The sequence below is a fragment of the Rhizobacter sp. P3_B12 genome, assembly GCF_056402895.1.
This window is the reverse complement of sequence record NZ_JBFUGN010000048.1, coordinates 1-15186: the sequence shown is the minus strand read 5'-3', so window position 1 is coordinate 15186 and position 15186 is coordinate 1. Positions and strand designations below refer to the sequence as shown.

Below are 15186 nucleotides of genomic sequence, written 5' to 3'. Positions count from 1 at the left end.
AAACAAAAGCGCACGGCGAACTGAAGCGCCTCCTGCGCCGTGTCGATCAGGTGCTTTTCAAAGAACACGTAGTAGCCCAAGACAGCGAAGCCCGCCAAGCAGACAACCACCCCAACAGCAAGATTCAGATTGGCCCGTGAACCCAGCCGATAGATCTCGCCCCTAAGCCGATTCACCATTCCGTCAGCCATTGCGCGTATCTGACGGACGTGGAACTGCTTGACATACTCAGCGGTGATGCTCGTCTCGCCCTTTCTATCTGGGCCATCGTCTTTGCCTGCCACTCGCTCGATCGGCGACAGATGCACTTGGGGGAAGGCACTCGCTTTCTCAGAGTCGGCGCGTCCCGAGAAGAGCTCCTGTTGTGACTTCTGGCTCACGCTTTGCAGATGAGCGAATAGAGCAACCACCGATGCGACCAAGAAGACCGCGCCGGGCATCAAATATTTGATGAACTCATAATCTCGCAGCTTGAGGTCCATCTGGCCGAGAAGCGCAGCCGCCACCATCGTCAAGACGATCACGGCCATGGGAGCATTCTGGCGAGCTTCGTAGCCAGCGCGCTTCAGGAATGCAGTCCAACTGTCGATCATGTGCGCCATGCGACTATCCTCGGTTGCGAGAATTCGTCACGCGTCGCTCCGCCAACGGCAGAGCCCGCATGAGGTTTCAAACGATTAGCCTAGGCGACTGCCCGCCACGCAAGCGTCTTCCGCTGGGCCCCAAGCGTAGACACGGGTCGCCAATTCTCCCTCGAAGGAGACTTGATAGCTCAGAAGCAAGACCGCTGATCCGACGATCCTACCTTGGCCAAAGTTGGTCACGCGTTGCTCACTCGTGGACTTGTCGTACTCCGCCAAGCAAAAATTGGCCTTCTGCAACAAGTACTGCTGATTCTGCGAAACAGACTGGCATTGGTTGTAGTTTGCGGATCTGATGATCGCTTCGCAGATGCTTTGGAGTGCGCGATCGTGCAAAAAGCAAGGGCAACGGAGCCTGCAAGTATCTTCTTCATGTGAAGTCCTCCTTGGAGGTGAAAAGCCCTGCCGTTGGGCATGAGCGGCGGCTGGAAGCGTGCGAAGCACGCTGGAAGACGTTTCTCGATGGAAGGGTTAGATCTGATGGTGCTACTCACGGGATGACTTGGCCGTACTGAATGACGGCCACCAAACGGCTGGGAATATGAGTGTTCTTGCAGACCTCCCACTGAGCCGCGCCGGCCCCAACGGGATAGGCGCTACCAGCGACCCACGGTTGGCCAGCCGGCGTTTGCGTGTAGCCGCGAGTATCAAACTCCTCCGGTGCTGGCAGTCGCAAAAACTCATAGAGGTATGCGCCGCCAGTGAGCTCACCCAATGGCAAACCGAGGATTCGCTCCACCTCAGAAAGGCTACGACCAACAATGAACTTGTGGCAGGTGATGTAGCCCTCACTCCAGAAAGTGGGGTGACGTAGAACACTGGTTAGCTTGACTGGGCGGTTCCCTGAGCCTTGTTGCCAGTAGGCGATGGCGTTCCGTTTCAGTACTGCATGGTTCAACCCGTCAGCCATTCATTCCTCCCGCGTGCTGGAAAGTGACCGGAGACCAAGCAGCGAGCGCAGTCGCGGCGGCGACCGCAGAGCAAAGCAGCAGCCTTCGAACGCAAGTCATGTTTGCCTCCCTTTGGTTCTTCGCGCAGAACAAGAGCACTGCGGCGGCGCATTCGCCAATGCAGCAGCCGGACTCTCATCCCGCATGAGGACTGGTGTCAACGGCAAGGTTGATGAGACAAAGCACGAAATCGACTGCGTTCGACGGCCGTGAATTCGAAGTCCGAAACCGGCCAGCCCACGCATCGCACAACAACGACGATGCCCGCTCCCCATCACCGGACCCCGCCATGCATCACTTCCAATTGATCGCCCTACCCCCCACCCCCKTCGCCCCGCTCTTCACCCTCTCCGACCAAGCCCTCGCCCAGCACGGCGCACAGCGCCACATCGCCACCGCCAACACCGGCTACCCCTGCCGCATCAGCCTCGAAGACGCCCAGCAAGGCGACGAGCTGCTCCTGCTCCCCTACGAGCACCAACCCGCCGCCAGCCCCTACCGCGCCTCCGGCCCGATCTACGTGCGCCGCGGCGCCGTCCAGCGCGTGCTGCCGGCCGATGAAGTGCCGCCCTACCTGAGCTCGCGCCTGCTCTCCGTGCGCGCCTACGACGCCGCCCACCTGATCGTCGACGCCAGCGTGCGCGAGGGCACGCACGTCGCCGAAGAGATCGAGCGCTTCTTCAGCAACGCCGAGGTCGCCTACCTCCACCTGCATTTCGCCAGGCGCGGCTGCTTCGCCTGCCGCGTGGAGCGGCAGCACATCGCCCCTTAGCGAGTTCCGCGTGGGCCGCACCTCGATCTTCAGGGGCAGCTGCGCAGGGGCTGGCCATTGGCGTTGCGCGTGACGGTGAAGGGCGTGCCCGTGCCGCCCGGTGCCGGCTTGAAGCTGATGTTGTCGCGATCGACGAAGTGGCCGCTGTAGGTTCCCTGATAGCCGCCCAACGGCTGGCTGAGCGTGATGGAGAGGTCACGGCCGTCGTAGGTACCCGTCAGCGCGGCGGTCCCTTCGTTGAAAACATCCATGTTCGCGCTGCCAGGCAGCGTGCCCTTGCTGCTGCAGTCGTCGCCGGGCTTCAACGACATGTTGAGCGTCGGATTGGCGAGGCTGTCCTGAAAGCCGAAGGCGAAGAACGGAACGAACAGGGCCTCGGTGCCACCTCCGCAGGCCATGAGCACAGCGACTGCCGAGAGAAGCGACAGGTGGCGGATTGGCGTCCGGGCGCGTAGGGGATTCATGGTGAACTCCTTTGATTCAGGACCTTCAGAAAATCCGTGATCCCGGACTGCAATGTGTCCAGTTCGGACGAGAGAGAACGCATGCGTGCCTGCACTTCCGGAGGCGACGACTTCGTCTCGAAGATGGTTCGTGCGTCGCCTTCGTTGAGTTTCCAGAACACTCCGTGCACCGCCCACAGGCGGTCGCGCACCGCGACCCACATCGGCAGCACGTTCGCCGGCCAATGACGACTCAGTGCCCCGTCGTAGCGATCACGTGCATCGCGGAACCTGCTGATGGCCGTGTTGTAGTCGCGGCTGAAGTCGAAGAACAATCTTTGTGGCACGGCGGGCTGCTGAAGCAGGCCATGCAGGTTGCGCACGCTGAACAGGTACAGGTTCAACGTCTCCGACAAGTCAACCTGGGCCGCACGAGGATCGGTCGGCGGTATGTTGCGCGCCGCCTCGAGTTGCCACGCGCCGGGCATCTGCACGGCAACGCGTGCTGCGAGCGCGGCCGCGCTGTAGACGATGTAGCTCAGGTCGCTGGCGTCCGTGATGAGGCCGACGACGCCGTAGCCGCTCAGCACAGGCCCACCCGAAGCGCCACCCAGCGCACCGGGAAACTCGATGCGCAGGTTGTCGCGATCGTCGCGCGGGTAGGCCACGGCGCCGCTGCGAGGTGCAACACCGCACTGCTGCGCTTCGCCCAACAGCCAGGTCCCGACGCCACGCACGATGAGCGCCTCGTCAGCGAGCGCGCGCGTTCGCACCGAGAAGCCCTCGGGCCTCGCCACGCGCAGCAACGCCACGTCGGCGGCACCCGCATCGAACTCGCCCACTCTTTCGGCGACGATCGGCTTCTCGCTCGCGGCCTTGCAGAACATGACCTCGATGCGGCCATCATGGCTGCCTCCGACCACGTGGCGCGCGGTTGCGATCAGCAGGTGGCGTTGCGTGGCACCGACGATGAGTCCGAAGCCGTGCTCCTGGTGATCGATCGCGCGGATCCGGACGACATTGGCGAGCAACTGTTCGCCGATCTCCTCGGCAGAGAAGAAGGTCGTGTCGGAGGCCGCCGTCGCTGCAGTTGCGGCAGCGACGAGCGTCATGGCCAACGCGCAGCTCAGTGCGCGTCGRCAAACTGATTTCGCGTCCATGCCAAAGCACCCCACAGTACAGCCGCCGCGCCCCAGAGCAGCTTCATCAAATGGTGGCGGGCCGCGTATTCAAGCCAGCTCGGCTTGAGCGAGCGTTCGAATTCACCCACCCTCAGCCGCATGGCACCGGCGGAGCCGTTGAGCCGCAGCGTCAGCAGCCCGTCCGCCAGTACTTCGCAACGCTCGATCACCAGCCCGTCCAGCTCGAGCCAGTCACCGGCGGCGAGCTTGACGCTCTCACCCGTGGCCGGCAACGTGATCGTTCCACCCTCGATGCTCGAGACGACCGCCGCGACGCCGGCGGCGCTCGCTCGCCGTTCGGCGAATCGCAGCGCCACCGGTCGCAGCTCGCTCAGCCGAATGGGTGCGTCGACGGCGCGGCTCAGTGACAGGGACATCGAGGAAGCGACGCCGCCGTTCGCGTCACCGGCAGAAAGGCGAATCCATTCGCCATGGTCGTATCGCCGTTCCTCCGGCAACGCGGCCTCCGACAGGCGCAGCGTGGTGCGCCCACGCAGATCGAACTCCGCCTGCGTGCCGGAATGGGGGCCCTCCAGGCGCAGCGACAGCATGGCCGGATCGGCCTGCATCGTGAGTCGGGTATCGGCCGGCCAACGCAATGTGCTCAGCGTGGCTTCATCGGAGCGGAGAACGATCGCACCGGAGGGGTTTGCCATGAAAGCCTGCACGAGGGTCGAGTCGGGTGATGCCAGCAGGCTGAAGCCTTCGACCCGGGTGTCACCACGCAACCGCAGGGGTCCGATCGCCGAGGCGCCGGCCATCGTCAGGGTGGCCGAACCGGCCTGCAGCTCGAGTCCCAGCGGGACAGCCGGCACCTGCACGGTCGCGGCCAGCGTCAGCACGACCGCCACCGCCAACATCGGTGCCAGCACGCGCCCCAGGCCGCGCCCCGCCGCAGCGCGCTGCTCTGCGAGCACGGTGTCGACGATGCGCAGCCGCTCCTGCAGATCCTTCAGTTCGGTGAGCGGCACATCGGGGGCCTGCAAGCGAGCAGCCAATTGCTTGGCCAGCAATTTCCGTTGCGAAGCAAGCTCGTCAGTCATCCAGCGCCCCGAGCACCGTGAATCGGAGCATGGGGAGGGCCTGGCGGCTGTCTGCGTCGACGGCCTGCACATCAACGGCGAAGCCCTTGCCATCGGCGGGCATCGGCATGGCGATGCTCAGCCGTTGCCACGGATAGCGTTGCGCATCCGGCACGTCGATCCAGCGCGGAGACCCGCCCTCCCCGAGGCGGTAGCTGCGCCATGCGAGCGAAGCGATGCGAACCGAGGCTCGAACCGTGGCCACTGCATCCGGCTGCACCAGGGCAGAAGCCGAGAGCGCCACCGGAGCCACCGCCGGGCCACCTGCAGCACCGGTGCGGCGCGTCAGCGCGAGAAAGCCCAGGTCGCTCGCTCGCAGGCGTGTTGCACCCAGCATCGGCGCAGGGTCCCAGCTCAGCGGCTGACCGGCAAGCAGGTCTGCCTCGACTCGGTAGAACGGCGACGACGGCATCGGCTGCACCACGAGCCGCAGCGGTGCTCGGGCCGCGGCTTGCAACGACAACGTCCCTGTGACCTTCTCTCCCGCCAGTCCGGCACCGCGGGTGAGCGATACCAACTCGACGAACGATTGCGAGACGGTCCTGTCGTAGAAGCCCTCGCAGCGCTCGGGCCCTGCCATCGAACCATACGGCGGCTGGCGCGAGGTGCTCGGGTGCAAGGTCGAACAATCGACACCCCATGCGGTCGTCACATGCGCTGCCATCACGATCGCGATCAGCAGGCGAGACACACGCTGGCTCACGAGCGCGTGCGACGCGCCCTCGTGCCAGATGCTGAGAATCCTGTCGACGAAGTCCATGGATCGCCTGCCGCAGTCTGTCGACGCCTCGGGTCCATGCGCCACGGGTCAGGCTAGGCGGATGCCCTGCCCCCTGCATCCCCAAGAGTGAGGAGGGTCAGTTCGCCTCTGAGAAMTGCAAGCCATACCTTTCAATGTTTTCCAGTCTCCCTATCAATGCACGCCATGACTGACAGTATCCCTGGCAGAGCGGGTGAGTCTTCATGCCGAGCGCGGCTTCAAGGCTCGACATAACGCCACAGCCCGCTCGACCACATCGAGCCGACGTAGATGTTGTGCTTGCCGTCGTTGGTGGCGGCCACGCTGTTGGGTCCCCACACCAGCCCGGCAGGCAGTTCGGCAGCCATCCACTTCTTCCAGTTGTCGCCGGGCCAGGTTGCGCTGTGATACTGCGGGCCACCTTCGCTGAGCCCGCAACGCGAGCAGGCCCAGCCCCACATGAAGTAGAGGCCCTTGGTGGAGCCCCAGACGACGCCGCCGGCATCGGGCGAGACGCGTGTCCAGTTCCTGCCGAGGTCGGTGCTGCGGAACGTGCCGCTGTTGTTCGTGCCGGTGACGAACAAGCTGTTGCCGATCTGGAGCAGGTTGGCGTTCCCGTGAGCGTGTTGCAGGCCTTCGATGCCTTTGGGCTGGAACCAGTTCTGGCCACCGTCGGTCGTCATCACGCCCGATCCACCGTCTTGTGCGTAGGCGAACCAGGTCTTGCTCGTGGTGGCGGGGTTGCCGGTATTCACGAAGAAGGTTGCTGGGCACGGTCTTCCAGGTCAAGCCGTAGTCGGTCGACTTGAACAGCGTGCCATAGCCGCCCACGTACATGTCGCTCGGGTGTGCGGGGTCGGTGACGATGGAGCCGAGGCCGAAGGATCCGGCGTCCTGGTGCAACAGATCGTCCACCCCCGCAGGCGTCACGTTCTCCCACACGCCCACGGCACCGACGGCCGGGCCGGGTGGCGGCGCAGGAACCGGAGGAGCAGGAGCAGGAGCAGGAGCAGGAGCAGGAGCAGGAGCAGGAGCAGGAGCAGGTGCAGGAGCAGGTGCTGGGCTGGGCGCGTTTGCGACCGGCCCGCCGTTGCTGTCGTCATCCCCGCCACACGCGGCGAGCGCGGCGGCCAGCAGCAGRCACAGCAGTGGGCTCGGCCTGGGMTTTGGTGTCATGGTCGGCACCTTGACATCGCGTTGCATCAACGTGCGACAGTTCATCGGACCACCATGCGCCACACGCCGGCATTCAGGTTGCTGGAATAGACGATGTGGTGCACAGGGTCGTAAGCCAGGCCCCCGCCGTTTTTCATCAGCGGGCTGTTCATGGTGGTCCAGGTCGCAGGCTGCGTCTCGGAGGTCGACGCGTAGGGCTGCCAAGGTGCCGGGCCGGGGGCGTTGAACGGGAAGTAGCTGCTGGTGTACAGCCTGGTGCCGTCGCCGATGACGCCGAAAACGAAGCTGCCTGAGTCGGGCAGCTTCGACCACGTGAGGCCTTTGTCGAGGCTGCGCATCACGCCGTCGACCGTGCCCATGTAGAGCGTGCCGTTTGCCGAGCGATAGGTTTGCCCGCCGGCGTGGGAGCCGTTCACGCCTTGGACCTTGCTCCAGCTCGTGCCCTGGTTGGCCGACACCCACATGCCGTTGCTCTCGGAATTGAAGAGCCAGGTGTTGGCGTCGAGGATGTCGTAGCGGGTGCCCTCGCCGCCACCCCATGCCGGGTCGCCGTTGCGCATGACCCAGCTCACGCCGCCATCCTTCGTTTCGGCATAACAGGCCTTGGTGTTGGGCGGTGCGCACTCGGCATGCCAGCCCACCAGCAGGTGCGCGGGGTTGCTCGGGTCCATGCCGATGCCGCCCACGAAGCCGCCATACGGCGCCGCAGATGTGATGTTCGGCGTGAGCACCTGGTCCCAATCGATTCCGCCATTGGTCGTCTTGAACACACCGCTCTCGCCGTAGCCCTGGGGCGTGTACAGCACCTGGGGGTTCGTCGGGTCGATGACCATGACCCAGGTGCGCCCGGAGGCCATCACGTCGGCGTTGCGGCCGGTGCTGACCTTGAACCAGTGGGCGCCGCAGTCAAGCGATTTGTACACGCCGTCCAAGGCACGGCCCACATACACCGTCGACGGCGTGAGCGGGTCCACGACCATGGCCTGCATGCCGAACCAGTCGCCGGTCGTCAGGTCGACCTGCGGCGGGGTGATGTTCTCCCACACGCCGATCTTTGCTGCCGGCACGGTGCAGCCGGTGAGCGGCGCCTGCACCGTCAAGGCCAGGCTGACCGGATGCTGCGGATCGGCATGCGGTGTGGCCACCAGGTGGTAAGTGCCGGGTATGGCGGGCGCTGTGTAAACCCATTGCGGCCCACCCTGGCCCGCGGTGTACACGGGCGACGCCACGATGCTGCCGCCTGCCGCCCCCTCTTGCAGCGACCACGTCACCGCCTGGTCGGACGAGCTTTCAACGTCGACCGACACCAGCATCTTCTGTCCCACCGGAATGCTGGTGGCCGATGGTGCGATGGTGACCTGAACCGCGCCAGGTGCAGGTGCAGGTGCAGGTGCAGGTGCAGGTGCAGGTGCAGGTGCAGGCGCGGGTGCGGGTGCGGGTGCCGGTGCCGGTGCAGAGGCCGCTTCATCCTTGCCGCCACACGCAGCGAGCACGCTGATCGACAGCAGGCACAAGAGCGTGGTGGCTTTGGAGTGGTTGCATGTCATGGTGTGCATCGGTTGACCGAGGTTGGATGAATGGGCAGAGGGTGTGGTGTCAGGTGGTCCGATGGGTCTGCGGCTGCTCTACTTGACGAGCATGCGTGCGACACCCCCGGAGAACATCGAGGCGTAAAGAATGTGGTGCACCTCGTCGTACGCGAGGAAGGGGATGCCCCCGTCGTGCCCCAGCGCAACTTGCGGCGGTGTCGGAAGCTCGCTCCACGTCTCATCGCTCGAGAGCGTGGCGGTGCGGATGGAGGGTTGCCATTGGTTCGCCGCGAAGAGTTGGCTCGCCCCCTGGGCCATCATCACCATCGTTCCGTTGGTCCCGGCGACATGCTCCCAATGCACACCATCGGCGCTGCGGATCACGCCGCTGCGGCTGCCGAGGTAGTACTTGCCGTTCGTTGCGGGTGCCAGCGGGCGAATGGTGTATTCCGCCTCGCAGGTGCCTCCTCCCGTCAGGTGGCCGCGCTGCCAGGTCGCGCCCGAGTTTTCGGTGGTCATCAACTCGGAGCCGCACCAGACCCACGTGCCCCCTTTCACGATGACCACGCCGCCGCCTTCGGTCCAACCTTCAGGCGAGGTGAGCGTTCTCCACGTCTTGCCTCCGTCCAGCGTCTCCGCCATGCAGCTCGGCGCGTACGGCGCGCTGCAGCCTCCATGGGTCGAGACCAGAAGATGGAGGTGATTGCCGGCATCCATCGACACGTTGTTCACGAAGCGATAGTCCGCGTGCGCGTTGTACTCGGTTCCGGCCAGGACATCGGTCCAGCTGTATCCACCGTCGGATGACTTCCAGAGACTCTGCGCGCCGTATCCGGAGACGGCGTACAAGACGTTGCGCTCGACGGGATCGACCACCATGCTCCACTGGGCTCCGTCCCCCACTCCACCGTAGGTCTGGCGATCACCGACGCTGCCAGGACCGGTGTTGGCCTGCACCCATGAACCGCCGCAGTCATCAGAGCGCCAGATCTCGCTGTTCTCGCCGCCCGTGCCGAGCCACAGCCGGCGTGCGTCGAACGGATCGACCACGATCGCAGCGCCCACGGTTCCGTTGACGGCGAACGTGGTTTTCCAGCTGCCGGGAGGCGTGATGTCCTGCCACGTTCCAACGGCACCGAGGTTGGTGCAGTTGCCCGCTGGGGTGGGCGCAGGTGCCGGTGCCGGCGCAGGCGCGGGTGCCGGTGCAGGCGCTTGCACAGGTGTGTCGCCGTTGCTGTTGTCCTCACCACCGCAGGCCGCCAATGTCGCTGTCATCAGCAGGCAAAGAAGCGGGCTCGGTCGAAGGGCTGGGTGCGGCTTCATGGTGGTCTCTTCTTCGGTGGATGCAGTGATGCGAGGAGGCACGTGGGTTCTCAGGGCTCGATGTAGCGCCACACGCCATTGCCGGTGGCCATGAAGACCATCCAGTGCCCCGAAGCTTTGTGCAGCGTGCTGGCATTGCCCATCGGGAGCCCGCCTTCACCCTTCATGGCCTCGGGCGTGGTGGTGTAGTTGCGCAGCCACTGCGTGTCGTTGGCGATCGGCGCGCGTGCCAACTCGGGGCCGAGGAAGGAATTCGAATAGAGGTACTTGCCGGTGGCCGCGAGGCCGGTCGCGTTCTTGTTCATGAAGGCCCCGTTGGGTGGCGAGGGCCAGTAGTAGCCGGGCATCAGGTTCGTCCAGCTCTTGCAGTCGTCGGTCGATTTCCAGATGCTGCCTTCGCCGGGTTCGTAGCCCGGCGAATACCACGCGTTGCCGACCTTCACGGCTGTGTACGAACCGTGTGCGTGGTAATGGTCGCTGACGCGCTCCCAGGCGCTGGTGGAGATGGTTCCGTCGCGGTACTTCTGCGCTGCGGTGCCCCCCGTGCGACCGGCCGTGGCGGTGCGCCACACGCCGGCTTCCTGCGAGATCACGCACCAGGTGGTCGCGCTCACCGGAATGACGTAGTGCGACGTGCCGATCCCCGCTTTCGGCGGATGGATCACCCAGTTCTTGCCGCCGTCCCAGCTCTCGCCGAAGCCGCCGTCGGGCGTGTCCTTGAAGTAGTAGTGCTGTGTGGTGAGGATGTGGTTGGGCGGGTCGTCGGGAAGGATGGCCGTGTGGTACAGGTCGGTGCCGCCGAAGGGGCTGTAGGGCGCGTATGCCGTGTCGGCACCGGTGAGGCGCGTCCAGGTCGATGCGCCGTCGGTCGATTTCCAGATGCCGCCCGATCCGTAGCCGGCCGGTGAATAAAGCGTCGGCGAGGTCGAGGCGTCGCGGCTCGGGTTGGGGTCGATGCTGAAGCCCCACGGGTTGCCTTCCATCGCGCTGTTGTTCACCAGCGTCCAGTGGTCGCCGTAGTCGGTGCTGCGGTACCACTTGATCTTTCGCCCGTCGTTGTTGCCGCATCCCGTGATGACGGTGCCGGCATTGGCCGGGTCGACGACGACGCCCTGGCAGAAGTCGCCCGACACGAGCCCGGGCAGCGRCAATTGCACCCAGACATCGGCGGTGCCCGGCGCGGGAGCCGGTGCTGGTGCTGGTGCTGGCGCGGGCGCGGGTGCGGGTGCGGGTGCGGGTGCGGGTGCGGGTGCGGGTGCGGGTGCGGGTGCGGGTGCGGGTGCGGGTGCKGGCGCTGGTGCTGGTGCTGCGCCTCCTTCGTCGGTCGCACCACCGCAGGCGGCCACCGCGGCGGTCATGAGCAGCGTCAGCACGAAGAGCCGCTGGCGCCGCGCTGCGTTGAGTTGGGCGATGTTCAAGAGGGTGACTCGATGCATGGTGTTGACCCGTTCCTTCAATTCGTTCGCAGAACCAGATCGATGTTCTGCACGAGGGGGGGATAGCTCTGCGGCACGTTCAAGGTCACGAACTCGAGCGTGTTGTCGCCTTGAACGAGGTCGGTCAAGGGAACGTCCAGCATCTGGCTGAGTTGCCCGTGGCTGATGCGCGCGAGCACGCCAAGCTCCTCCGTGGTGAGCTTGCGGTCATGCCAGGCCTTGCCGTTGAAGCGATAGCGCAACACGAACTTCGTCGGGTCGGCACCGAAATCCGCACTGGTCAGGTACCAGGCCGACACCGACAGGCGCGCCGATGTTGCGTTGGTCGTGTCCACGTTGCGCAGGTGCAAGGTTTGCGTCGGTCCGGTGGCCGCGTCAGGCACGCGGTACCCCACGCTGACCACGGGGCCTGAGCGGTTCCACGCATTGGTGCCCGGCGTGAGCGAATCCGCCACTTCGTACTCGCGCCAGTTGGTGATGACGGGGCCGTCGAAGCCCACGTTGTCCCAGCGCGTGACCCAGGCGTCCATGTCGGCGTGGCTCACGCTGTAGGTCGGGCTGTACTTCAGGCTGGCATGGTTGTGCGTGCTGATGGACACATAACCGCGCGAGAACGGCAGGCTCACCGGTGCGCCGTACACCAGCACGGCATTCCCGAAAGAGACCCCGTTCGCCGAGGCGGGCGTGGCCCAGACCTCGACGTTCTGCTGCGAGACCCGCAGCTCGAAGTGATTCAGATGGTCGCGCTGCGTGGGGATGCAGGGCGCCGACTGCGAGGGCACCAGCGCGGTCGGCTGGTAGTTCCTGTAGACCAGCAGCATGCGCAGGCCGACGCCGGGCGCCCCGGCATTGATGCAGCCGTTCTGGAACTGCAGCTCGAGGCCGTTTCTCGGCACGGCGGCATCCTCGTCGTTGTCGAAGTCGAGCGCGAACGTCGGCACATTCGTCGGGTCTTCGACCACTTCGACGGACGTCCAGCCGATCAAGCCGCTTTCGACGGTGGCATCGACATCGAACACGATCTTGCCGGTGCGCCCCGCAAAGTCGAAAGGCTGGCGAATGCGGTAGGAGTTCTGACCGTAGTTCTGCGCGCCAACGGCCACCATCAGATGGGGGCTGGCGATGGCAGTGGTTGCGTCGCACACCAGTGCGTCGTTGGGGGGCAAGACCTGGGCCGGCAATCCGCCACGGCATGGCCTGATCGTGGCAGGCCCGATGCCGGTGGCCACGCCATTGCCGCTGGGAAGCTGCGGGGCCGCCCGCCCTGCACTCCACCGCCCCGCGTCGAGCTCGCCGGCACGGCCTTGGTTGTCGGACGGCGCGTCGAAGGTCGCGCAGAACGCGGCAGATGACAGGCCGCAGCCCGGGCCGCCCGACGGAGCCGGTGCCGGTGCCGGTGCCGGTGCCGGAGCAGGTGCCGGAGCAGGTGCAGGTGCAGGAGAAGGTGCTGGTGCTGGTGCTGGAGCCGGAGTTGGTGCAGGTGCGGGAGGGGCGTCATCGTCTCCGCCGCACGCTGCCAAGGCAGTCGTCAGAACGAGTGAGAACAGCAAATTGGTTCTGGCGAAGTCGGGGCCGTGCATGTACGCGCTCCTGGTCAAGGGTCAAGGTTCGTGCGGCGGTCGCCGGCAGGGCCTGCCGCGTGTCGATGCCGGTGGGTCTCTCAATCGTTGCGGTAATCCCAGGCGTAGCGCTTGAGAGCGTCGGCGTTCACCACGGTGCTGCCGTCGCAGACCATGCGAGTCGTGTAGAAGGCCTTGTCCTGTGGGTTGTAGGTGCTCGCGTACCACCAGTAGTCGTTCGGCACGGGCGGCGTCACCTGCCGCCAACTCGCGCCCTGGTTGTTCGAGACCAGCATGCCCGCCGGGCCGCGCATCGCGATGCGCCGGTCGGGCAGCTCGATGGGTTTCATGCCATAGACGATGCCGCCCGGCGTGACGACATGCCACGTGGCACCGTCGTCGGTGCTGCGCACCAGGCCACTCGTGTCGCGCGCGGCCCAGTAGAGCGAGCCGTCCGAGTGCTTGAGCGGCTTGGCGCCGCCGCCGCCATCGGCCACCTTGGTCCAGTGGGCACCCTTGTCGGTCGTGCGATAGATCTGGTTGTTGGCCGTTCCTATGAGGAAGGTGCTCGCGTTGACCACGTGCGGGTAGCTGGAATGGCCGGAATTCGGCGGCAGGTTCGCGCCGATGTTGGTCCAGTGGAGGCCGCCGTCGGCCGAGTACTGGACCTCCTGGACCTGTTCATGGCCGCCCACCAGGATGGTCTTGCGGTCGGGATCCGAAAAGTCGACGGCGATGCCGTCGTTCTGCGGGAAGTCGGCGAGCTTCTCGAAGGTGTTGCCGTCGTTGCGCGTTCTGAACGGCGTGCCGAAGCGCACCCCGGAGAGCCACCAGGTGTGGCCGTCCTGGGGGTCGAACATCACATCGGACAGGCCGGAGCTGAAGTCGGCAGAGCCCACGCCCGTGCCCAGCTTCGACCACGATGCCCCACCATCAGTGCTCGTGAACACGCCGCGTTTCACGACACCGACGATGAGCAGGTTTTCGCCGGGCTTCGTGGTGACGTAGGGGATCGTGCCGCAATCGGAAGGCGTGCCCGCCAGGTTGCCGGTGGCATGGGTCCAGCTTCCGCCCGGGGCTGGCGCTGGCGCTGGCGCTGGTGCTGGTGCTGGTGCTGGTGCTGGTGCAGGCGCAGGCGCAGGTGCGGGCGCGGGCGCGGGCGCGGAGTTGACCCCGTCGTTCCCGCCGCCACAGCCGGCCAGAACCGCGGTCACCAGCAAGTTCAACGGGAGAAGTCGATGGCGCGCCACGTGTGGCTGATTTGAATTGTTCATCTTGTCTGTATGACCAGATCGATGTTCTGCACGAAGGGTGGGTAGCCTTGGGGCACGTTCGAGGTCACGAACTCGAGCGTGTTCTCGCCTTGCACGAGGTCGGCCAACGGAACGTCCAGCATCTGCCCGATCTGCCCGTTGCCCTCGGCGAGCACGCCAAGCTCTCCTGCGGTGAGCAGGCGGTCGCGCCACTCTTTTCCGTTGAATCGGTAGCGCAGCACGAACTTCGGCGGGTCGGCGCCGAACGCCACGCTGGTCAAGTACCAGGCCGACACCGCCAGGCGTGCCGATACCGCGGTGGTCGTGTCCACGTCGTGCAGGCGCAGGGTCTGCGCCGGGCCATGGGCCGCGTCGCTCACCAGGTAGCCCACGCTGACCGCCGGGCCGGGGCGGTCTGCCGCGTAGTTGCCGGGCGTGAGCGAATCGGCCACTTCGTGCTCGCGCCAGTTGGCGACCACGGGGCCGTCAAATCCCACGTTGTCCCACCGCGTGACCCAGGCGTCCATCGCGTGGTTGGTGCTGTATTTCAGGCTGGCATGGTTGTGCGTGGTGATGGACACGTAGCCGCGCGAGAACGGAAGGCCCACAGCCGTGCTGTGCATCAGCACGGCGCTCTCAAAGCTTCGCCCATCTGCCGAAGCGGGCGTGGCCCAGACCTCGACGCTTTGCTGCGACAGGCGCACTTCGAAGTGATTGAGATGGTCGCGCTGCGTGGGAACGCAAGGCGCTGACGGGGGTGGCCAATGCGAGGTCGGCCTGTAGTCGGTGTAGACCTGCACCACGCGCAGGGAAACACCTGGCGCGGCCGTGCTGGTGGTGCAGTTGTTCTGGAACTGCAATTCGACGGCGTTTCTGGGGACGGCACCACTTTCGTCGTTGCCGCTTGCGAGCATGAAGGTCGGCGCATTGGTCGGGTCCTCAGTCACCTCGAGCGATACCCAGCCGATCAAGCCGCTTTCAACGGTGGCATCGGCATCGAACACGATCTTTCCGGTGCGCTGCGAGAAGTCGAAGGGCTGGCGAATGCGGTAGGAGTTCTGCCCGTAGTTCTGCGCACCCACCGCCACCATCAGGTGAGGGC

The 15186-nt window shown here is 65.4% G+C and carries 15 protein-coding genes; 2 read left to right on the top strand and 13 right to left on the bottom strand.

Annotated elements, in window-relative coordinates:
* A partial coding sequence (locus AC1D01_RS05005) for a hypothetical protein (RefSeq protein WP_477864974.1) occupies positions 1-602 on the bottom strand: 602 nt, incomplete at its 3' end.
* 529 nt (positions 603-1131) lie between these two features.
* Complete coding sequence (locus tag AC1D01_RS05000; RefSeq protein ID WP_477864973.1) at positions 1132-1551, bottom strand: hypothetical protein; 420 nt, start codon at positions 1549-1551, stop codon at positions 1132-1134.
* Between the two features lie 329 nt (positions 1552-1880).
* On the opposite strand from AC1D01_RS05000, the gene AC1D01_RS04995 reads away from it, so the two are divergent.
* The gene (locus AC1D01_RS04995) at positions 1881-2363 is read left to right on the top strand and encodes a DUF1203 domain-containing protein (RefSeq protein ID WP_477864972.1); all 483 of its coding nucleotides are present in this window, start codon (positions 1881-1883) and stop codon (positions 2361-2363) included.
* A 29-nt stretch (positions 2364-2392) separates the two neighbouring features.
* Here the strand turns inward: AC1D01_RS04995 and AC1D01_RS04990 are convergent, their stop codons facing one another.
* The 6 genes from AC1D01_RS04990 to AC1D01_RS04965 all read right to left on the bottom strand — a co-directional run bounded on the left by AC1D01_RS04990 (position 2393) and on the right by AC1D01_RS04965 (position 8297).
* Entirely contained in the window at positions 2393-2827 is a 435-nt protein-coding gene (locus AC1D01_RS04990) for a hypothetical protein (protein ID WP_477864971.1), read from the bottom strand.
* Positions 2824-3918: a S1 family peptidase gene (locus tag AC1D01_RS04985; protein ID WP_477864975.1), complete on the bottom strand. Its 1095-nt coding sequence runs from the start codon at positions 3916-3918 to the stop codon at positions 2824-2826. Before AC1D01_RS04985 ends, AC1D01_RS04990 begins: the two co-directional genes overlap by 4 nt.
* Before the next feature lie 14 nt (positions 3919-3932).
* Positions 3933-5030 carry a serine/threonine-protein kinase gene (locus tag AC1D01_RS04980; protein WP_477864970.1) on the bottom strand — a complete coding sequence of 366 codons (1098 nt, stop codon included), beginning with the start codon at positions 5028-5030 and terminating at the stop codon, positions 3933-3935.
* Entirely contained in the window at positions 5023-5829 is an 807-nt protein-coding gene (locus AC1D01_RS04975; RefSeq protein WP_477864969.1) for a hypothetical protein, read from the bottom strand. Before AC1D01_RS04975 ends, AC1D01_RS04980 begins: the two co-directional genes overlap by 8 nt.
* Positions 5830-6047: 218 nt before the next feature.
* Positions 6048-6563: a beta propeller repeat protein gene (locus AC1D01_RS04970; RefSeq protein ID WP_477864968.1), complete on the bottom strand. Its 516-nt coding sequence runs from the start codon at positions 6561-6563 to the stop codon at positions 6048-6050.
* A 462-nt stretch (positions 6564-7025) separates the two neighbouring features.
* Complete coding sequence (locus AC1D01_RS04965; RefSeq protein WP_477864967.1) at positions 7026-8297, bottom strand: WD40/YVTN/BNR-like repeat-containing protein; 1272 nt, start codon at positions 8295-8297, stop codon at positions 7026-7028.
* Between the two features lie 59 nt (positions 8298-8356).
* On the opposite strand from AC1D01_RS04965, the gene AC1D01_RS04960 reads away from it, so the two are divergent.
* On the top strand, positions 8357-8482 hold the full coding sequence (locus AC1D01_RS04960) for a hypothetical protein (RefSeq protein WP_477864966.1): 126 nt from the start codon (positions 8357-8359) through the stop codon (positions 8480-8482).
* A gap of 127 nt (positions 8483-8609) precedes the next feature.
* Here the strand turns inward: AC1D01_RS04960 and AC1D01_RS04955 are convergent, their stop codons facing one another.
* The 5 genes from AC1D01_RS04955 to AC1D01_RS04935 all read right to left on the bottom strand — a co-directional run.
* Positions 8610-9836 carry a WD40/YVTN/BNR-like repeat-containing protein gene (locus tag AC1D01_RS04955; RefSeq protein ID WP_477864965.1) on the bottom strand — a complete coding sequence of 409 codons (1227 nt, stop codon included), beginning with the start codon at positions 9834-9836 and terminating at the stop codon, positions 8610-8612.
* Between the two features lie 50 nt (positions 9837-9886).
* The gene (locus AC1D01_RS04950; protein ID WP_477864964.1) at positions 9887-11272 is read right to left on the bottom strand and encodes a beta propeller repeat protein; all 1386 of its coding nucleotides are present in this window, start codon (positions 11270-11272) and stop codon (positions 9887-9889) included.
* Between the two features lie 17 nt (positions 11273-11289).
* Positions 11290-12501 (bottom strand): hypothetical protein, encoded by a 1212-nt coding sequence (locus AC1D01_RS04945; RefSeq protein WP_477864963.1) that lies wholly within the window; start codon positions 12499-12501, stop codon positions 11290-11292.
* Between the two features lie 431 nt (positions 12502-12932).
* On the bottom strand, positions 12933-13781 hold the full coding sequence (locus AC1D01_RS04940; RefSeq protein WP_477864962.1) for a WD40/YVTN/BNR-like repeat-containing protein: 849 nt from the start codon (positions 13779-13781) through the stop codon (positions 12933-12935).
* 320 nt (positions 13782-14101) lie between these two features.
* A partial coding sequence (locus AC1D01_RS04935; protein WP_477864961.1) for a hypothetical protein occupies positions 14102-15186 on the bottom strand: 1085 nt, incomplete at its 5' end.